We start from the raw sequence: 19,902 nt of genomic DNA on the forward strand, positions 1-19,902 counted from the left end.
CCTGAAATCCTTATTATTATCCCTGTGGGGATTTTTCATTGTCATAATTATCTACTGCTAAATATCCACATAGGAGTGTAGTAGAAATTTAGTAGAAACATAGAATTAACATTGTTAACAAGTGTAAGCAATGCGCCTTTTGGTTGAATCTGTAAAAAAGCGTGTAGATAGATTTACATTGAAGGGCTGTTAAAGGCAGAAATACTGGTTCTTGTGGTACTGAAGGCGAGGGGAGAGAAGAATATTTTGTTACCTGATAATGGGCATAAAAAAAAGCGAACCTGAGTTCGCTTTTTTTATATCTTGTGCTTTAGGGTTCGCTCTTTTTCGCGTGCCCAGTCTTTTTCTTTGGTATCGGCACGCTTATCGTGCATCTTTTTACCCTTGGCGAGGTAAAACTCTAATTTCACCCAGCATTTTTTCCAATACATGGCGGTGGCAATTAAAGAGTAACCTTCGCGCTCGGTGGCGCCGATCAAGCGGTCGATTTCACGCTTATTTAAAAGCAACTTGCGATAGCGCAAGGGATCGCAAATGGTATGGGTTGAGGCGCTGTTCAGGGGTTGGATTTGGCTCCCCAATAGGTAGGCTTCCCCGTTCTTTATATGAATATAGGTTTCGGAGATATTTACCTTACCGGCGCGAATACTTTTCACTTCCCAGCCTTGAAGCTCAAGGCCAGCCTCGAATTTATCGTGTAAAAAATACTCATGACGCGCTTTTTTATTAAGCGCGATGGTATTTGAGGTCGATTTTGCTGTTTTTTTCTTTGCCATAGTGGCGTCATTATACTGATTGTATGTGTATTTACACCAGTTTTTTATTACCTGCTTAGAGCTTGATGTGGAGTTTGATATTAACTCTAAACAGCAGCCTTGCGAATGCCCCTTGGGGCTGGCCCTAAAGCTTGCTAGAATTGCGCTGTTGTGAGGAGAGGTTATGCCACAAATAGAAAAATCAGCGCTGGTGATGTTTAGCAGCAAGGAAATGTTCGACCTGGTCAATGATGTCGATGCATACCCGGAGTTTTTACCCCATTGCAGTGATGCCAAGGTGTTTGCACAGCAGCAAAATCATATGCGCGCCGGACTGGAAATATCCAAGGCCGGACTAAAAAAGTGGTTTACCACCGAAAATACACTTGATGCCGAGCAGCACACCATAGCCCTGGCTTTGGTGGATGGCCCCTTTAAGCATTTGCATGGTCATTGGCAGTTTATGCCTCTGGATGAGCATGCCTGCAAGGTGAGCCTTAAATTGGAATTCGAGTTTGCCAGCAAGTTGGTGGAAATGGCCTTTGGTCGCGTCTTTAATGAGGTCGCTAAAAACATGGTGCAGGCCTTTACCCAGCGCGCCAAAGTGGTGTACGGAGAGCGTTAATGATAGAAGTTGAAGTGGTCTTTGCGTTGCCCGATAAAGCAACCGTGCTCAGTGTTGAATTGCCCAAGGGCAGCACAGCCGAAGAAGCGGTATTGAAATCAGGTATAGTGGACAAGTGCCCAGAAATTGATATGAAAAATCTTACCCTGGGTATTTGGAACCGCACCTGCAAGCTGGATACTGAGCTTAAAGCCGGTGACAGGGTAGAGATTTATCGTCCACTGATTGCCGATCCTAAAGAAGCGCGACGTAAACGCGCGGAAAAAGCCAAAGAAGAAGGCCGAGCCAATAAAATCACTGGCGCCAAGGTGAAAAGCGATGACCCTAGGGTCTGTTGACCTTTGTTGTTCGTTTCTGCAGCAGTTTGTAGTGTATTTATACAAGGCGGCACATGTGTGGTGTAGTTATTCTACATAAACATGTAACAACACAGTAGAAATGCGCTACAAGCGCTGCCCTACGGGTTCATCTAAACGCATCCTGCTCTGTGTTGCTCGCTATGAACATAGGCGAGCAAGACCGAAGCAATGCTTCGCAGCTTAGCGAGGTGAGCGCATGGATGCGCGATGTAACCAAGCTTCATGGATGAATTTGAACACATAAATCAGTGATTATATTCATCAGAATGCGTTTAGATTGAACATAAAGTAAACCGCAAAGATAAACAGACCCTAGTAACTAGCACAGCAGTGATACAAAAAACGCGGCCAATGCCGCGTTTTTAGATCATCCCGAGAGTTTTGTTATTGTTCTAACGGGGTATTAAAGTCTTCTGGTTGCTCGTAATCTTCCGAGCTGATGCTTACCAGACGCTCATCGGCAAATTGCAGCTTCAGCTGTTTGCGTTGTTCAGACTGGCGGTCAAGGTTGAAAACATAAAGGTAATACCAGGTATCCTTGTCGAAAGCATCCTGTGCAACCGGCTTGCCAAGTACATAAAGCACTTGCTCGCGGCTCATATCAACACGTAATTTATCAACGTCGGATTGTTCTAGAAAGTTACCCTGGGGAATATTGATGCGGTAGACCCAACTAGAGCATGCACTTAAACTACTGCACACAATAACCATGGCTGCTACTAGCGAAAACTGTTTAAACCACTGCATGTTCGATTATCAGTCCTTATTTATTGTTGTTAGCATGATACCCATTCGACACCGAAGGTAAAGCGCGAAATCATAAATCATATTAATTCTGTTAAGTATGTAGCTATTTAAGTGAATTGGTATAAGACCCCAACCGAGGTAATTAGTTTAATGAGTTTAGAAAAATCCGAGTTGTGGTGGCTGTATATTGTGCAAACAAAATACGGCCATTGGTATACCGGGGTCAGCAATAATGTTGCCAAACGCCTGCAGGCTCATGAGCAGGGCAAGGGGGCGAAAAACCTCAAGGGCAAGGGGCCGTTAACTTTAGTCTTCACCATGCCTGTGGGCACGCGCAGTGATGCCTGCAAATTAGAGATTGAGGTTAAAAAGCGTAGTCGTGCAGGCAAAGAAAAGTTTATTCACGAACATGAAAATCATCGCAGTGAGCTCCTAGCAACTCCCCAATAAACTGGGTTAATAGTTGCAGCGTTTGTGTATACCGCTTGCCGTGGATTTGCGCTAACGTGTCGCTTGTTTGATGATAATGGGGGGCATCTGCGGCGGTGACAAAGATAAAGGGCAATTTTTGCCGGGCAAAAGCCCAATGATCGCTGGCTCTTAACCAGTCGATACGCTCGCCATCAAGACGGCGATTTATACTGCGGTTGCTTCTGGTCAACTGGGTTTTTATTGGGCTGTTATCTAAATGCGTTTTCGCCATCGGGCATAACGGCTCTCGGGTATAGAAAAACAAGCGACTGTTGGCGCGCGGCAGATTAAGCATATCGAGGTTAATATTAAGGCGCACCGCATCATGGTCTTTGTTTTCGACAAAGTGTTTGGCGCCATGCAGGCCATTTTCTTCGGCGTCGAAGGCGGCAAAGGTGATGTGCTTACGCAGCGGATGTAATTGCTCGGCGAGATACAAGATGGCGGCGACGCCAGAGGCATTGTCATTGGCTCCGGGGTAATAATTATGCCCTGAGTGTCCCAAATGATCGTAATGAGCGCTGATCACCACACAATTTTGCAGGCAATCATTGCTGATAATATTACGCCCTTGACCCTGTTGAAAAAAGCCCTGCTTAAAGGCAAAGGGCTGCACCTGAGTTTGATACCCCAATTGTTGTAACCGCTTTTGCACATAGTCACCGGCTTGTGCACCAGTGTCGCTGCCCGCTTTACGCCCCGCCAGAGCCTCGCTGCTCAGGTAGGTTAAGTCTTTGTGCCATTGTGGCAGCGTTGTCGCCATGGCCGGGTTTGCCGCCAGCACAATTAGCACAGTGGCTAAAAATATATGTCTTTTCATCGATTGTTAGCGATTAGCTCTAGGCTTGCCAGTTTGCCGCGATAACGTAACTTATCATAGTCAAATTGCGCCCGCTTTTGCGCCATCAGCAAGTAGCGGCGTGTGGCCTTAATGTCGCCCATCAAATAATAAGTATGAGCCATGCCGAAGTAGCTTTCGTGAATACGCTCGTCCAGTTCGCGGGCCTTACGAAAGTGATTAAGGGCCTTAACATACTGTTTTTGTACCAGGCTGTCGTTCCCCAGGGCAATATGATAGTAGGGGTTGTCTTTGCGCATTTGCGCCAGCTTGTGCTCTATCTCCTTAGCTTGTTGCTCGCGCCCAGTATGGCGATACAGGATCGCCAGATTACCGAGCGCCGTGTTGTTATCCTTGTCGATATTGATGGCGTATTGATAGACGCGCTCGGCGCGCTCGAAATCATTGAGTAAACGATAGAGTATGCCTAAATTACCCCAGCCGCCGGAGTAATAGGGATCCATTTGTGTGGCCGCATAGAAGTAACTGTAGGCGCGTTCATAATCTTGCTCAACCAAGGCGACAGCGCCCTTATTGTTATAAAACATGGCGGCGACGCGCTCTTTAGTGATGTCTGTGATTTTAAACTGGCTACCGGATAAATCCGGGGCAAAGTCCACGGTTACCTCACGTTCGGCGTTGTAAAGTTCATAAACCTCGGGGCGGTTACGACGCGGCGTATATAAGCGCAGGTTAATATGGCCGGTGAGCAGGTTATAGCCGCGATTAAGGGCCCAGTATTCGGGAATATGTACGCGCTGGAATTGCCCCTGAAGACCCAAGTGTTCGGCCATGCTAAAGGCCAAAATGGACAGCGACAAACAGTTGGCATTGAGTTGCTTATAGGTTTGCGCTGCAGTCAGGGTGGCGCCGGATTGATAGCGCACGCTTTTGTCGCCGTTTTCCAAAATGAGCATCATTAAGCGCTTGGTGGCGCTGAGATTACCTGAGCGGGTGGCAAAGGCATTGTTTAATTGCGCTTTCATCGTACTGGTAAGCGCGAATATTTCCTCCAAACTTTCCACCGGCTGGGCCTGGAGCTGCGGGTGTTGCGCCAAATTAATAGGTGGTGCAGGGAGCTCTTGGACTTGTGTGCTATTACAGCCCCATAACAGTAAAAGTGGGATAACCAAGGTAATTAAAGCGCGCATACTAACCTCCACGGCTCAGGCGTATCTAAAACTTAGAACCCAATCCTTGGAAGAATACTCATTTAAGTATAGTTGAGGCTGATGCTTCACCGGCAGGTGAATTGTTACAAAGCATGAATGGGTGTTTGATTCATAAAGAAAAAAGCCCTGCGCATAGGGGCAGGGCCGAAGGGAGTCACAGCGATTAAGGGCGCTGTTTATACAATCTTTTTCATTGCCGACATATAGCTGCGCAGCTTGGTGCCGACGATTTCCACTGGGTGGTTACGTAGCGCTGCATTCACCTGGATCAGTACCTGGTTATCAACGCCATTGTCTGTTTGCTCCAGACCGCGGCCGATCACATCCGTGTCGATATCGCGCATAAAGTCTTGTAGCAGGGGTAAACAGGCATGGTTATACAAGTAACAGCCGTATTCTGCGGTGTCAGAGATGGTGCGATTCATCTCATAAAGTTTTTTACGGGCTATGGTATTGGCGATAAGCGGCGTTTCATGAAGCGATTCATAATAGGCCGACTCGTCTTTAATGCCCGCTGCTGTCATGGTTTCATAGGCCAATTCAACACCGGCTTTAACCATGGCTATCATTAAGATACCGTTGTCGAAAAACTCCTGCTCGCTGATATGCACATCGCTATTTTCTTGCTGTTCAAAGGTGGTTTCTGCCGTTTCTGCACGCCAGCTCAGTAATTTAACATCGTTTTCGGCCCAATCCGCCATCATGCCTTTGGAGAAATCACCGCTGATGATGTCATCCATATGCTTGTTATAAAGCGGGCGCATAATGGTTTTGAGCTCTTCGCTTAGGGCAAAGGCCTTTAATTTTGCCGGGTTGCTCAAGCGGTCAAGCATATTGGTCACGCCGCCGTGTTTAAGTGCTTCGGTGATCACTTCCCAGCCGTATTGAATCAGTTTGGCGGCGTATCCGGCGTCTATGCCTTTTTCCACCATTTTATCGAAACACAGTAGTGAGCCGGTTTGTAGCATGCCGCATAATATGGTTTGCTCACCCATAAGATCCGATTTTACTTCGGCTACAAAGGATGACAGCAAAACGCCAGCGCGATCGCCACCTGTGCCCGCGGCATAGGCTTTGGCCTGAGCCAGACCCTTACCTTGAGGATCGTTTTCCGGGTGAACGGCGATAAGCGTAGGTACACCAAAGCCGCGTTTGTATTCTTCACGTACTTCTGAGCCCGGACATTTAGGCGCCACCATGATCACTGTGATGTCATCACGGATCTGCTTGCCTTCTTCAACTATGTTAAAGCCATGAGAGTAAGCCAAGGTCGCGCCTTGCTTCATCAGTGGCATGACCGCATCAACCACGGCACTGTGTTGCTTGTCCGGAGTCAGGTTTAATACCAGATCTGCTTGTGGAATAAGCTCTTCATAGGTGCCGACTACAAAGCCATTTTCGCTGGCATTAAGAAATGATTGGCGCTGCTCGCTAATGGCTGACTCACGTAGCGCATAGCTAACATTTAGGCCTGAATCACGCAGATTTAAACCCTGGTTGAGGCCTTGAGCACCACAGCCGACAATGACCAGCTTTTTGCCAAGCAGTACCTGGACGCCGTCGCTAAACTCGCTACGGTCCATAAATTCACATTGCCCTAATTGTGCCAACTGCTCACGCAGCGCCAGAGAGTTAAAGTAATTTGCCATTGTCGGTCCTTAAAAATAGAAGTGCTGCAAATAGGTCTGCTATTGAATGTAGGCAAAATAGTGTATTGCGTAAAATGATATATTTGCATTATTGTATTGCAGATATTGAAACGAGGTAACCATGCAACATAAGCAACTCCATTACTTTTTGGCGCTCGCCGAGACCCTGCATTTTGGTCGCGCCAGCGCGCGCTGTTATATCAGTGCCTCGACCCTGAGTCGCAACATTAAGCAGCTAGAGCAGGAAGTGGGGAGCGAGCTGTTTGTGCGTGATAATCGTCAGGTACAGCTGACCTCTGCCGGTATGCACTTTATTCAATATGCCAAAAGCACCTTGGCTCATTGGCAGCAATTCAAAACCAGCCTGAGCCAAGAGCAGGAAATAGCCGGAGAGCTCAGTATTTATTGCTCCGTCAGTGCCGCCTACAGTTTTTTAAACCCCTTGTTATCGGCACTGCGTCAGCGCCACGGCAAAATTGAAATGAAATTGCATACCGGCGACCCGGCTCAGGCGCCGGAGCGGGTATTGGATCACCATGAAGATGTGGCCATCGCTGCCAGGCCCGAGCGTTTGGCGCAACAATTGGCCTTTTGTCGTTTAGGTTGGTCTGAGCTGGTGTTTATCGCCCCAAAAATTCCCTGTGAGGTGAGCCAGCAGATCAATCAGGGCGGGGCCATTGCCTGGGAGCAACTCCCCTTTATTATTCCCGAGCAGGGGGAAAATCGCACCCGTTTGATTAATTGGTGGCGAACAAGGCGGATACAGCCGCCCATTTATGCTCAGGTCAGTGGCCATGAGGCCTTGGTTTCCATGGTCAGCTTGGGGTTAGGGGTGGCCTTGATACCGCAGGTGGTGCTTGAGAACAGTCCTTTTAGTGATAAGGTGCAGGTAGTGAAAGTAGGTGATGCGCCGCGGCCTTTTGAGATTGGGTTGGTGGCCTTGCAACGACGCCTGTCTGAGCCTGTGATCGGCGCCTGCTGGCAGTTGGCGGAGCAATTATAAATGGCGTCTAAGTGACCAGAGCGGCTTAATTTGTTAACAATTGTTATTGCATACTGAACAAAACCTTGACTGTTGCTAGGATAGCGGCACTTTTATTTTCGGGAAATTATTTTCGGGAAAGCTTATGCGTTTAGGGCTTCATAATTCGGTGTTAAGTGTCGCCTTGGCTGCATTTGCCAGTGGCGTACAAGCCAATGAGCTGCCCTTAAAGCAATGGCATCTTGGTCTTAACATCGGCTATGGGATGATGACCAATCCGCTTTATGGCGGCGGTGATATGCCCTTATTTCTGGTTCCCGATGTCGCCTATTACACAGATACCTGGTATCTCGACAATAATCAGCTGGGCTACAGCTTTGTTAACCAGGACGAACATGTACTCAGCCTGATCACCGAGGTTAACCCAGAAACCAGGTTTTTTGTCGATTGGCATCCGAGCAGTGTCTTTGCGTTGCAACAAATGGGCAATAACAGCATCTTGAACGCCGATGGCCCGGTCAGAGTAAGAGTCGATGATCTGGATAAACGCCATTGGGCACTTGATGGCGGTTTTGAATATCATTATTTCTCCCCGATAGGACAGTTTCAGGTCAAGGCTTTGGCGGATATCAGTGATGTTTACCGGGGTTGGCGCGCTCAGGCAAGCTGGCGCTGGGGATACCGCTTTGAACACTGGCTGGTGGAGCCTACTTTAGGTATCAATTACAGTAATAACGAGCAGAACGACTATTTTTATGGTTTAAGCCGAGAAGAAACAGGCGGTTATGCGGATATTCTTGTTGGGAGCAGTATTCAGCCCTATGCTAAAATTGATCTCAGCTATATAGTCGATGAACGCAATGCGCTGCGTATGCATTTAGGGTATATCGATTACCATACTCAGGCCAAGGCCAGCCCATTGTTTAAAGAGTCTTCTTCGTTGACCTTATTTATCGGTGTGAAGCACCTTTTTTAGCATGATGAGTGTGGCGGCAACAGCAATGATCGGCAGTGCGGTGATGATAACAGCCATGCCCGCGTACAGTGACGAACTGCTGGAGATCTCGCCGCAATATTGTGTGGTTGAAAACAAAGAACAGGCCTGTACAACTGAGGTCAATATTCGCTGGACTTTGCCCGAAGCTATTCCCGTGTGCTTGCTGGAAAATAAGCGCACTTTGGGCTGCTGGCCCGCGCAGCAACAGGGGTTGTGGCAGTATAAAGCCGAGGTTCATCTGCCAGCCATATACTCCCTCACTCACGCGCACACAGGCGAATTAGTCGTAGATACCCAGCTGGAATTACAAACGTTACGCAGCTCGCGTCGACGCTTACGTTCCGTGTGGAGTTTTTTTTAATTCAGGAGTTGGCCGATGGCGAACATACTCTTAGTCGAAGACGATCTGGCTCTACAGGAGCTAACCCGGGACTACTTACAACAGAATAATCTCGATGTGGCGGTGTTATCTCGCGGTGACGAGGTAATGGATTATGTGCAAAAGCATCAAGTGGATCTGATGATTTTAGACGTGATGCTGCCGGGCAAGGATGGCTTTGCCGTATGCCGCGAAGTCCGTGATAAGTATTCTTTCCCTATTTTGATGCTGACCGCCAAGGGTGAAGATTTCGATCAGGTGATAGGGCTGGAATTGGGCGCCGATGATTATGTTATTAAACCGGCAGAGCCCAGAGTGTTGCTGGCACGTATTACTGCCTTGCTGCGTCGTACTCAGGAGCAGGACAAGGTGGTACAAAGTGTGAGCTTTGGCGAGCTGAAAATAGATAAAAACAGCCGTATCGTTACCTTAAAAGGCGATGAGATCACCCTTACTTCCCATGAGTTCGAGTTACTTTGGTTGCTTGCCAGCAATGCCGGTGAAGTATTAAGCCGTGAATACGTGCATGAGCAAATGATCGGCCGCCAATACGATGGCTTAGATCGCACCGTGGATGTGCGTATCTCGCGCCTTCGTAAAAAGCTCGGCGATAACAGTGATAAACCCTATAAGATCAAGACGGTTTGGGGTCAGGGTTATCTCTTCGTCAGTGATGCCTGGAGTTAATAACTAGTTTGGGCAAACTCTTTGTCAGCCTTTACTTATATATTATTGTTTCTCTGGTCATAGCGACCGGGGCCATAGAAAGGCTATGGCCCATAGAGGAGCAGTCGACGCCCTTGGCGATGGAGCTGGGCAACAACTTTAAGGCTCTGGCGCAAAGCGAACTCGGCCGTCAGTATATTAATAGCCAATACCCCATGCGCTTGTTGCAGCGCAGCGATATCTCCCTCCCAAATGAGCTCGGGCAACGTCTGGATCAGGCGCAGGCCGTGCATGTTTTTGATGCCGAAGAACATTTGCTTTGGTATGTGCCCCTTGATGATCAAGAGTTACTGCAAATAGGCCCGGTGGAATTGCCAAAGGCCCCAGGAGAGAACTTTGTTGGCCCCTATTTATTGGTTTTGCTGGTGGTTGGCGCGCCAGTAGGGCTGTGGAGTCTGATGCTGTGGCGCGATTTCAATAAACTCAGTGAAACCTGTGCTCAGGTGGATGGCCGCACCGATATTAACGTCAGCGGTATGGGCCGCTCCTTCTTATTACCCATCACAGATGCCTTGCAAGTGATGCAGCAACGTATTTATAGCCTGCTCAATGCTCAGCGCGAACTTACTTCTTCCGTTTCCCATGAATTTCGCACACCCCTGGCCCGGCTTAAGTTTGCTCTGGCCATGCTAGAGCAGGGCAGTGACGAAAAGCAGCAAAAGTATATGCAGTCCATGACCTCAGATATTACCGAGCTGGAAAATCTGGTCAGTGAAATGTTGCACTATGCGCGCCTGGATGCACAAGGACCAACCTTGGCGCTGGAGCTGGTCGACCTTAATGAGCTGGTCGATAATATGGTGGAAAAACTGAACTTTGATAGCAAGGTGCGCATTGAAGTGCAGCACGAGCAACCTAACTTGTATCGCTGTGACCCACACTTTTTAGCCCGCGCCCTGCAAAACCTCCTCGGCAATGCCCTAAAACACGCCCGCCATCATATTCAGGTGCGTATCTGCTCCAATGAAGAGCAATGCGATGTTTATATTGAGGATGATGGCGCCGGTATCGCAGAGTCAAAACGCGCCGATATCTTTAAACCCTTTACCCGCCTTGACCAAAGCCGTGCTAAAAGCACAGGTGGTTATGGCCTGGGGCTGGCTATCACAGCGAAAATTGTGCAGTGGCATCAGGGCAAAATCAGTGTCGATGACAGCGCCTTAGGGGGTGCTAAGTTCGTTATGTCACTGCCGCAGAGTAAGTCAAAGCTCAATTAGTTCCTCTTTATGCAACATGTGTTATCAAAACTAATAACTTAATTTAAATAAATTAATAAATGATATTGATTGTTATTTACGTATCGTTATAATGTGCTCCCAATTACAAACAAGAATGATTATTATCTACTTTTGGGTGACAACATGAACTTGCGCAAATCTCTACTGACTACCGCTGTACTAGCAGCAACCTTAGGCCTGACCGCATGTGGCGGTGGCTCAGGCTCGGATAACGAAGGCACAACTCCTCCACCGGTAAACAAAGCTCCTACAGATATTGCTGTTTCAGCAAGTTCGGTCAATGATGACCAGGTAGGTTTTGTGGTAGGGACACTTAACGCAACGGATGACAGCACCTCGGGTTTAACCTTCTCATTAGCGGCCGATGAAGCCCTGTTTGAAATTGTTGATGGCACCAGGTTAAAGCTAAAAGAGGGCATCGCCCTTAACTTTGAGCAGCAAAGCGATGCCAAGGTGACAGTGACGGTAACAGACGCAGGTGGCTTAACCTTTAGCAAAGAATTGACCATCAGCGTTGAGGATGTTGACGCTGAAAACGGTGTAAACATCTATGAATTTGCCTCTAAACTGGGCGCTGGTTCATCGGTTTCTTACAGCGGCCAGATCGCTCGCCACGCACTCTCTGCGGAAATTAAGCACTTTATCGGTCAGTTAACAGATGACCATATAGCTACTAATGGTCTAACTGGTAGCCAAGTTAGAGAGCAGCTAATGCTGCTTTGGGGTGACTATGAAACGGTTAAAGACAGCAGTCTTAAATTTGTTGGTGACCTAGAAACCAAGCAGCGCTCATTTGCAGAAATTTCTTCTTCGGGCAAAGAGCTTAGTCTAAAAATTGCAGGTAAAGACAGCCTAGACAAAATGCACAAGGCCTGGCAGGAAGAAGGTAATTTCTTAGGTTGGACTGATTTCGGCACACAAGCAAAGACGCCTGAAGGTTTGATCTTCCATTACTTCGATTTGTTGGCCGCCAACATAGATAAATTCAATAGCGGTGAAATGCTGGTCGACCCGGATGGCAACAGCATCACCAAGCTTTATATCACTGAATCAGGTTTAGATTTAAACCAGTTAATTCAAAAGCATACCCTTGGCGCTTTGATGTTCTCACAAGGTACCGATGATTACTTAGATCAAGGTCTTGAAGAAGATAACATTAGCGGCGATCTCTACACTTCGCTTGAGCACCAGTTTGATGAAGGCTTTGGTTACTTCGGTGCGGCGCGTAACTACCTGGAGTACAGCGATGATGAGCTTGCTGGTAAAGGCGGTCGCGAGGCTTTCGCCTCAGGGTATAACGACTATTCTGGCGATGGTCAGATCAACCTTACTTCTGAATATAACTGGGGCAACTCGACCAATGCCGCCAAGCGTGACCGTGGCGCCACGGTAACCACGGATTTCTCGGCGGCGGCGATGAATGCCTTTATCGCCGGTCGTAAGATTATCAACGACAATGTAGGCGCTGCGCTTAACACTGAGCAAATGGATGCTCTAACAGTTCAGCGTGATATCGCCGTAGCTAACTGGGAAAATGCTATTGCTTCTACCGTTGTGCACTATATCAACGAGACGCATGCTGACTTAGACACGATTGCAGCCGGTATTGCTGCGGATGGTTACACTGCGGATGACTTTGCTAATATGGCTAAGCATTTCTCGGAAATGAAGGGCTTTGCCATGAACTTCCAGTTCAGCCCATTCTCGCCGTTCAATGCTGCGGCTAATGAAGGTAAATTTGCCCAGTTGCACGGTTTGCTAGGCGATATGCCGATAGTATCAGATGCAGCAGCCATTGCCGCATATCAGGCGAACTTAATGGCGGCCCGTGACTTACTGCAAAGCATCTACGGCTTTAACGCCGACAATGTTGCTAACTGGTAAGCAATGAAACAAGGCAGCACGCCCATATAATAACTTTAAAGGCTAGTCGCGAGCTTATTCGCGCCTGGCCTTTTGTCGTTTTCAGCACCTCCCGGCAACTGGGAGTTTGGCTAAATAGGATGAATTATGACTACTGCGAATTTTCGCGTTAAAACCCTGGCACTTGCCTTGACCCTGGCCCTGGTAGGCTGCGGCGAGAGCACTTCAAGCTCACAGGGCGAAGGCTTTAATAATGGCGGCGATCAAGGGGTTATCACCAACCCGACTACTTTCGATGAAGCCGGGCTGGTTGCCAGCTTGGTCGATAATGTAATTACACCTGCTTACAGCTTGTTTTATACCCAGGCGCAAGCCCAGCGCACGGCCATTGCCGATTATTGCGCCCTGGAGCAGGCGAGCATAGAAAGCAGCTCTGAGCAGGCGTTAGCAGCGATGAGTACGGCGCAAAATGCCTGGTTAGATACCATGGGCGCCTGGCAACAGGTTGAAGTGATGCAAATGGGGCCACTTCTTAGCAACAGTGGCGAGCTGCGTAACCGCATCTATTCATGGCCGGCTATTAGCCGCTGCGGCATCGACCAGGATGTGGCCTACCATCAGGACGGAGTGATCAACCTGGACCCTAACCGTCCATACGATATCAGCACCCGCACCGCCACTCGCCGTGGCTTGTTTGCGCTGCAACATGTGTTATTTAACCCCCAGTACGACCATCACTGCAGCATCGCCAATGAGGCACTGGCCGATTGGAATAGCCTAACCGAGCTAGATCGTAAGGTGGCCCGTTGTGAATACGCGGTTACTGCTGCAGACGACCTGATAGTATCTGCCGAGGAGCTACTGAATAAATGGCAGGGTGATAATGGCTTTGCGGCACAGTTGAAAAGCGCCGGTGAGCCGAATTCTCAGTTTGAAAACGCCCACGTTGCCTTAAATCATATCTCCGATGCCATGTTCTACCTGACTGAAATGGTGAAGGATAAAAAGCTGGCCGAGCCCATCGGCATTTTACCTAACTCCTGTGGTACTTCGGCCTGTGCCGAGGACGTGGAAAGTCTGGATGCAAAAAGCTCGCTTGCCAATATTCAGGCTAACCTCTTGGCGTTTGAAGCCCTGTTAGTGGGTCAACAGCAAGGCCAGGAGGCCTTGGTGGGCTTTGATAATTATCTGGATGAAGAGCAGGCGACGGCCACCAAGGAGCGCATGTTGCAAGCCATTAGTGAGACCAAGGCAGCCATTGCCGCCATCGACTCGAGCCTGGCCAGCGCCCTTATCGACAATGAGCAGCAGGTACGTGACGTTCATACCAAGGTGAAAGCCATTACCGATGAGCTGAAAAACGACTTTATTAACGAACTTGCCCTTGAGCTTCCGGCTACTTCTGCCGGCGATAACGACTAAGGAAGACCATGAATTACAGTAAATTAGCCTTAGCCGTAAGCATCGCGGCGCTGGGATTTAACGCAGTTGCCGATGAAAAAAAATCTCTTGAGCATATTCAAATTATCAGCCACCACGACAAGCTGCGTACCGAAGCCGGATCCGCGACTTTAATTGGTGAAGAACAACTCGAAGAGTTTGAATTTGACGATATTCACCGCGTGCTTTCACAGGTGCCTGGCGTCAATATTCGTGAAGAAGACGGCTTTGGTTTACGTCCGAATATCGGTTTTCGCGGTGTGACTCCCGAGCGCAGTAAGAAGATCACTATCTTGGAAGACGGCGTGTTAATCGGCCCTGCACCTTACTCGGCGCCGGCGGCTTATTACTTCCCGGTAACCACGCGCATGACCGCGGTGGAAGTATTTAAAGGCCCGGCGGCCATTAAATATGGCCCGCAAACCGTGGCCGGTACGCTAAACCTGGTTAGTCGTCAGGTGCCCGATTACGCCACCGGTGGCATTGATTTAGCAGTGGGCGGCGATGGTTACAACAAGGCCCATGGTTATTACGGCGACCGCCAGGGTAACTTTGGCTTCTTGGTTGAAGGGTTGCACCTGGAGAGCGATGGTTTCAAAGAACTCGATGGCGGCGGCGACACTGGCTTTGAAAAAGACGACTTCCTAGTGAAGTTGGATTATCAGCTTGATGGCGAACGTTTTGATCAGCGTTTTGAGCTTAAGCTTTCTTATGCCGATGAATTGTCAGATGAAACCTATTTAGGCCTAACCGACAGCGATTATGCACAAAATCCATACCGTCGTTATGCGGCATCGCAACCGGCGCAAATGGATACAAAACACACCCAGGCGATGTTCACTTACCAGTTGAGTGCACAGGACTTTGACCTGACCACCCGTGTCTATCGTAATGATTATGAGCGAGCCTGGCTTAAACTTAACGGCGTTGGCAACACCAGTGCCAGCCTCTCCGATATTCTTGCCAGCCCGGAGGAGTTTGCAGAGCAGTATCAAGTGATCACTGGTGAGCGCAATTCAGTGGTGGCCGGTGAAACCACCTATTACCTAACCATGGGCACCAATGACCGCGAATACTATTCGCAGGGGATTCAGGTCGATGGTAACTGGCGCACCGCCTTGTTCGGTATGGATCACAAGGTGTCTTTTGGGGTGCGTTTCCATCAGGACGAAATAGAGCGTAACCATTTTGAAGACACCTATGCCATGGTGGATGGCTTTAATACCAAGGTTGCCGATACTCGTCACTTCACCACAGAGAATACCGAATCGACCGACGCCTGGTCGGTTTACCTGGAAGATCAGGTGACACTCGGCCAGCTTACCCTGGGTGTGGGTGTACGCGGTGAATTAATGGATATGGAGTACCAAAACGACAAGCCGGATCTGGCCGATGACTATCAGCAAAAGACCACTCGCATCTGGCTGCCGGGTGTCAGCGGTTTTTATCAGTTAAATGAAGACAGTGGCTTATTATTCGGTGTGCATCAGGGCTTTGTGCCATCAAGCCCTGCGGCTCCTGTACGTGCCGGTGAAGATGACTTTGAGAAAAGCGTGAACTACGAGTTCGGTGGCCGCTTTAACGATGGCGTGACCCGCTTTGAAGTGATCGGCTTCTTTAACGATTATTCTAATTTGATCGAAAGCTGTGGTCAGTCAAACTGTGGTTCTCAGGGCCAGCTGGACAGAGAGTTTAGCGGCGGAGAAGTGGATGTATGGGGTGTTGAGTCACAATTGGCGCAAACCTATCCGTTGAATCTACATCTGGATATCCCTATGAGCCTGACTTACACCTACACACAAAGCGAATTCAAGGAGGAGTTGTTCTCCGAATTCGTGCAGTGGGGCCATATTCGTAAGGGTGATCGTCTGCCTTATTTGCCAACTCACCAGGCTACTTTAAGCATTGGTTTGGCACATCAGGATTGGGCGCTGGATATGCTGGTTAAGTATGTCAGCGATATGCCTGAGACCGCAGGCGTTGGCTACGAAGGTTTTGAGCTGGCGTTGGCTGGTGAAGAAGTGCCGGCCACGACCGTGGTGGATTTGGCTGCCCATTACGAGCTTGGTCAATACGGCCGCTTATATGCCAAGGTTGATAATTTGTTGGATCAGGATAAGATCATCAGCCGCCGTCCGTACGGTGCTCGCCCTGGCAAGCCACGTACTTTATCCATTGGCTACAAGTATCAGTTTTAATTGGAAAGGGTCATGATCGAGACAATTTGGCAAAGTATTGCACAAACGCCTGATTATCTTTTTGATGCCAATAAACGTATTTTTATTGGTTATATCATCATGGCCCTGCTATTAGCCCTGTTAGTTTATACTAGGCGCAAAGGCAAAGCCTCGCCGTGTGGTTTTTTGCGCTATGTGTTTGCAAAAAAGATCTGGTGGGCCCCCAGTGCCCGCCAAGACTACCAACTCTGGATTTACAACCGTATCCTCAAGGCCTTGCTTTTCGCTCCTGTGGTTCTGACCATGGTGCCGATAGCGCTCGGGACGACCGAGGTACTTGAGAGCGCATTTGGCCAACATAAGCCCTTGGCGATAAGCGAGGCAAGCGTGGTGGTTATCTTTACCATCTTGTTGTTTTTGGCCGATGATTTCTCGCGCTTTATTCTTCATTATGCCCTGCATAAAATTCCGTTTTTATGGCACTACCATAAGGTTCATCATTCCGCGAAGGTGCTGACACCTTTTACCATTTATCGCTCCCATCCGCTCGAAAGCTACCTCTATGCTTGTCGTATGGCCTTATCACAGGGCCTAGTGGTGGGGCTGTGCTACTACCTTTTTGGTAATACCTTGTCGATGTTCGATATTCTCGGTGCCAACGTTTTTGTTTTTGCCTTTAATGCCATGGGCTCTAACCTGCGTCATTCCCATGTCTGGCTGAGTTGGGGCAAGGGCGTGGAAAAATGGTTTATTAGCCCGGCTCAGCATCAAATTCATCACAGCGATAATCCGGCGCATTTTGATACTAATTTAGGATCCGCTTTGGCAATTTGGGACAGACTGTTTGGCACCCTGATCCGCGCCGATGAAGTGGGTAAAATCAATATAGGCGTTGGTCAATACGATGCCGGCCACAATTCCATCTGGGCAATTTATACCAAGCCCTTTGTCGACTCTTTTGCCACTTTAGTACCGGAGCGCTTTAAAAGTCGGGCGCAAAAACAGCCTGAGTCTTAAACGGCGTAACTTCTGGATGTCATGAGAGAGAGGGGGAATAGGCTGGCGACGGGCATTGCCAGCCTATTAAAGTGAGGGAATAGGCCCTCATAAACTAGTGATATGTTTTGGCTTTGGCAAAGCCCATTTCTTTGAGCTGAGTAATTAAATCTGGGTCATCTATACGCGTCGGTGTGCTCTTAGTACGCATAGCGTGATCTTTGGGCACCTGATAAAGATCCAGCATCTTCTGGAATAACACGTAACGCATGTACTGGGGGGTTATTCCCGCATCTTGAAGCGAATCAAGCTGTAACTGCACATCTTGCAACTGCTTTGTATCTGGGTCCTGTAATGTCGTCATCTTTTTGTTGATGGACATACCACCTCCTACCTTGAGTACTGCGCCTTATACCAATTCACTTAAATAGCTAATCATTCTAGCGGGCTAAATATCGTGCTAACTGTGTTGAAATTTTTCGATGTAGAATAACTACATAAGAAAAATTCCGCCTTGTTATCACATCATTTATCCAGCGCTATATCTGATCACATACTTAACAGAATTGGTATTAATACTGGCGTAAAGCGAACTCAAATTTTGTGTTAAAAATAGAGACTTACATCATCCTAGAAGTTAAGTTTACTCCTTTTTTCGGTGCTATGAGCAGTTGCCGTGTAAAGCTTTGTAAATAGGGTGAGAATGAGTGCAGGCTAATGTGATGAGTTCGTAGAAATAAGGTGATAACTCAAGAGTCTGAGCCATCACCTTTAATGTTAGCTAAGGGCGATTTTTGCCTTAACATGCTCGGCAAAACCGCTACCTGCTTCAAGGTAGAAGTTATAGGTGGAGTCGACGCCAAGCTCGCGCAATTCCTTTTGTTGATCCGGGTAGTTGGCAATGGCGGTCACCTGACCCTGATAACCCGAGGCCTTGAGTTGCTGTAGCGCGAAGATATTTTGGTTGTGCTTAGGCATGGCCAACATAACCATTTCCACCTCTGAGTGGTTCAGCCTTTGCCAAAAATCCGGATCCGTGGCATCGGCGGTCAGGGCGCGGCGTCCTCGTTTAACATGGCGGGCAACCACTTCAGGTTCAATATCGATACCGGCCACCGCATCGGGGAAACTGCTGGCTATGGTTTCGTAGGCACCGGTTCCTATGCGGCCCATGCCAAAGATCACAATACGGGTGTTGTGTAGATTAACCGGTAATTCTTCTTCCAAACGGCTATCGCTTTCAAAACGCAGTAGCCAGTTTTCCATACGTACATAGATATCGTTGGCTCGGTCATTTAGAGGTGAGGCAATGATAAAGGTGATGGCCACCGCTGTAGCCACAACCGCCAGCCACTGCGACGACACCCAGCCAGCGCTGGCGGCAACGGCGCAGACTATCAGGCCAAATTCACTGTAATTGGCCAGGGTAAAGGCGCTAAGCAAAGAAGTACGGGCGCGCAGGCGCACCGAGTTGGTCAAAATATAATAAAGCGCTACCTTGACTCCTAGTACCGAGACAATCAGCAAGGCTGCGATGACGGCATTAAAGGTCAGCTCGGCGTTTAAGCCTATGGTGAGGAAAAAGCCGACTAGCAGTATGTCCTTAAAGCTCAACAGGGACTTGGCTAATTCACTGGCTTTGTTATGGCTGGCGAACATCATGCCTAAGATCAAAGCACCGAGATCGCCCTTAATTCCGGCAAACTCAAAGGCCTGATAACCGGCGACCAGGGCAAAGAAAAAGCCGAATAGCGGCAGCAGCTCGCCGTGCTTTGAGCGGTTGAGGATCCAAAACATAACTGGGCGAAACAGTGGCAGCAATACCAGCAGGGCAAGGGCCCAATAGTTAGGTAGCTTGCCGGTGCTGGCGACTAAAAACAGCACCGCAAAAATATCCTGCATAACCAGAATACCGATGGATATCTTACCGTGCAGGCTGGCCATTTCACCGCGGTCTTCCAAGACTTTAACCGCAAAAACCGTGCTTGAGAAACTAAAGGCAAAACCAAGCAATAAGGCGGTTTGCCAGTTTAGTTCTACAAACAGTGGTAGGGCAAAGATACCGAGCAGCAGTAATAAGCCGCCAAACAGTGCCGTGCTAAGGACTATATGCGCCGTTGCCGGGGCCCAGACCTGTACCTTCATCAAGCTAGATACTTTTAGCTTAAGGCCGATACTAAAGAGCAGCAAGGTGATCCCCAAACTGGCAATGCTGTTTAGTAGTTCAGTGTTTTTATAGCCGGCGAAATGCAAGACGAAGCCGGCAATTAAAAAGCCTACCATGGGCGGCAGTTTTACCTGGTAGGCGGCGAAACCGCAAACAAAAGCAACGGCGAAAAAGATAAGTTCCATAGATTTCTTTTTATAGTCGATATGCTAACAGTGTAGCGAAAGCTGGGCTTGATGAAAATATGTGACTTTAGAGTTCGTTAGCTCATTACGGGCAAAAATTTTGATTATTTGTGATGAACTTAAACTTTTCACTGAC

Annotated in this window: 19 protein-coding genes; 12 read left to right on the forward strand and 7 right to left on the reverse strand. The window is 48.4% G+C overall.

The window, feature by feature from the left end:
- Positions 1-296: 296 nt before the first annotated feature.
- Positions 297-776 carry an SsrA-binding protein SmpB gene (smpB, locus tag WCN91_RS11250; protein ID WP_342679109.1) on the reverse strand — a complete coding sequence of 160 codons (480 nt, stop codon included), beginning with the start codon at positions 774-776 and terminating at the stop codon, positions 297-299.
- A gap of 163 nt (positions 777-939) precedes the next feature.
- Here smpB and WCN91_RS11255 point away from each other — a divergent pair, with 163 nt between their 5' ends.
- Positions 940-1,380 carry a type II toxin-antitoxin system RatA family toxin gene (locus WCN91_RS11255; RefSeq protein ID WP_342679111.1) on the forward strand — a complete coding sequence of 147 codons (441 nt, stop codon included), beginning with the start codon at positions 940-942 and terminating at the stop codon, positions 1,378-1,380.
- Positions 1,380-1,718: an RnfH family protein gene (locus WCN91_RS11260; RefSeq protein WP_342679113.1), complete on the forward strand. Its 339-nt coding sequence runs from the start codon at positions 1,380-1,382 to the stop codon at positions 1,716-1,718. Before WCN91_RS11255 ends, WCN91_RS11260 begins: the two co-directional genes overlap by 1 nt.
- 405 nt (positions 1,719-2,123) lie before the next feature.
- Here WCN91_RS11260 and WCN91_RS11265 read toward each other — a convergent pair whose 3' ends face one another.
- Positions 2,124-2,486, reverse strand: coding sequence for an outer membrane protein assembly factor BamE (locus WCN91_RS11265; RefSeq protein WP_425416036.1), 363 nt, complete (start codon positions 2,484-2,486; stop codon positions 2,124-2,126).
- Between the two features lie 150 nt (positions 2,487-2,636).
- Between WCN91_RS11265 and WCN91_RS11270 the strand changes: the two genes are divergently transcribed.
- Complete coding sequence (locus WCN91_RS11270) at positions 2,637-2,936, forward strand: GIY-YIG nuclease family protein (protein ID WP_342679115.1); 300 nt, start codon at positions 2,637-2,639, stop codon at positions 2,934-2,936.
- On the opposite strand, the gene WCN91_RS11275 is transcribed toward WCN91_RS11270, so the two are convergent.
- From WCN91_RS11275 to ilvC, 3 genes are all read right to left on the reverse strand, one after another.
- Complete coding sequence (locus WCN91_RS11275; RefSeq protein ID WP_342679116.1) at positions 2,884-3,777, reverse strand: M20/M25/M40 family metallo-hydrolase; 894 nt, start codon at positions 3,775-3,777, stop codon at positions 2,884-2,886. The genes WCN91_RS11270 and WCN91_RS11275 overlap by 53 nt on opposite strands.
- Positions 3,774-4,946: a tetratricopeptide repeat protein gene (locus WCN91_RS11280; RefSeq protein ID WP_342679118.1), complete on the reverse strand. Its 1,173-nt coding sequence runs from the start codon at positions 4,944-4,946 to the stop codon at positions 3,774-3,776. Before WCN91_RS11280 ends, WCN91_RS11275 begins: the two co-directional genes overlap by 4 nt.
- 197 nt (positions 4,947-5,143) lie before the next feature.
- Positions 5,144-6,616: a ketol-acid reductoisomerase gene (gene ilvC, locus WCN91_RS11285; protein ID WP_342679120.1), complete on the reverse strand. Its 1,473-nt coding sequence runs from the start codon at positions 6,614-6,616 to the stop codon at positions 5,144-5,146.
- A 121-nt stretch (positions 6,617-6,737) separates the two neighbouring features.
- Between ilvC and ilvY the strand changes: the two genes are divergently transcribed.
- The 9 genes from ilvY (at position 6,738) to WCN91_RS11330 (ending at position 17,435) form a co-directional block, all read left to right on the forward strand.
- On the forward strand, positions 6,738-7,619 hold the full coding sequence (ilvY, locus tag WCN91_RS11290) for an HTH-type transcriptional activator IlvY (protein ID WP_342679122.1): 882 nt from the start codon (positions 6,738-6,740) through the stop codon (positions 7,617-7,619).
- 124 nt (positions 7,620-7,743) lie between these two features.
- On the forward strand, positions 7,744-8,574 hold the full coding sequence (locus WCN91_RS11295; protein WP_342679124.1) for a MipA/OmpV family protein: 831 nt from the start codon (positions 7,744-7,746) through the stop codon (positions 8,572-8,574).
- Positions 8,575-8,584: 10 nt separating this feature from the next.
- A complete protein-coding gene (locus WCN91_RS11300) occupies positions 8,585-8,956 on the forward strand; it encodes a DUF3019 domain-containing protein (protein WP_342679126.1) in 372 nt (123 codons plus the stop codon).
- A gap of 15 nt (positions 8,957-8,971) precedes the next feature.
- The gene (locus WCN91_RS11305) at positions 8,972-9,661 is read left to right on the forward strand and encodes a response regulator (RefSeq protein WP_342679127.1); all 690 of its coding nucleotides are present in this window, start codon (positions 8,972-8,974) and stop codon (positions 9,659-9,661) included.
- A gap of 8 nt (positions 9,662-9,669) precedes the next feature.
- Positions 9,670-10,917, forward strand: a complete 1,248-nt coding sequence (locus tag WCN91_RS11310) for an ATP-binding protein (RefSeq protein WP_342679129.1) — start codon at positions 9,670-9,672, stop codon at positions 10,915-10,917.
- A 144-nt stretch (positions 10,918-11,061) separates the two neighbouring features.
- Positions 11,062-12,822 (forward strand): DUF4856 domain-containing protein, encoded by a 1,761-nt coding sequence (locus tag WCN91_RS11315; RefSeq protein ID WP_342679131.1) that lies wholly within the window; start codon positions 11,062-11,064, stop codon positions 12,820-12,822.
- A 126-nt stretch (positions 12,823-12,948) separates the two neighbouring features.
- On the forward strand, positions 12,949-14,223 hold the full coding sequence (locus WCN91_RS11320; RefSeq protein ID WP_342679133.1) for an imelysin family protein: 1,275 nt from the start codon (positions 12,949-12,951) through the stop codon (positions 14,221-14,223).
- A gap of 8 nt (positions 14,224-14,231) precedes the next feature.
- A complete protein-coding gene (locus WCN91_RS11325) occupies positions 14,232-16,439 on the forward strand; it encodes a TonB-dependent receptor family protein (RefSeq protein ID WP_342679135.1) in 2,208 nt (735 codons plus the stop codon).
- 12 nt (positions 16,440-16,451) lie between these two features.
- Positions 16,452-17,435, forward strand: a complete 984-nt coding sequence (locus WCN91_RS11330) for a sterol desaturase family protein (RefSeq protein WP_342679137.1) — start codon at positions 16,452-16,454, stop codon at positions 17,433-17,435.
- Positions 17,436-17,529: 94 nt separating this feature from the next.
- On the opposite strand, the gene WCN91_RS11335 is transcribed toward WCN91_RS11330, so the two are convergent.
- Positions 17,530-17,796 carry a hypothetical protein gene (locus tag WCN91_RS11335; RefSeq protein WP_342679139.1) on the reverse strand — a complete coding sequence of 89 codons (267 nt, stop codon included), beginning with the start codon at positions 17,794-17,796 and terminating at the stop codon, positions 17,530-17,532.
- A gap of 395 nt (positions 17,797-18,191) precedes the next feature.
- On the reverse strand, positions 18,192-19,766 hold the full coding sequence (locus tag WCN91_RS11340; protein ID WP_342679141.1) for a cation:proton antiporter domain-containing protein: 1,575 nt from the start codon (positions 19,764-19,766) through the stop codon (positions 18,192-18,194).
- Positions 19,767-19,902: the final 136 nt, after the last annotated feature.

This window comes from Pseudoalteromonas qingdaonensis, from assembly GCF_038739665.1.
Taxonomy (GTDB): Bacteria; Pseudomonadota; Gammaproteobacteria; order Enterobacterales; family Alteromonadaceae; genus Pseudoalteromonas; species Pseudoalteromonas qingdaonensis.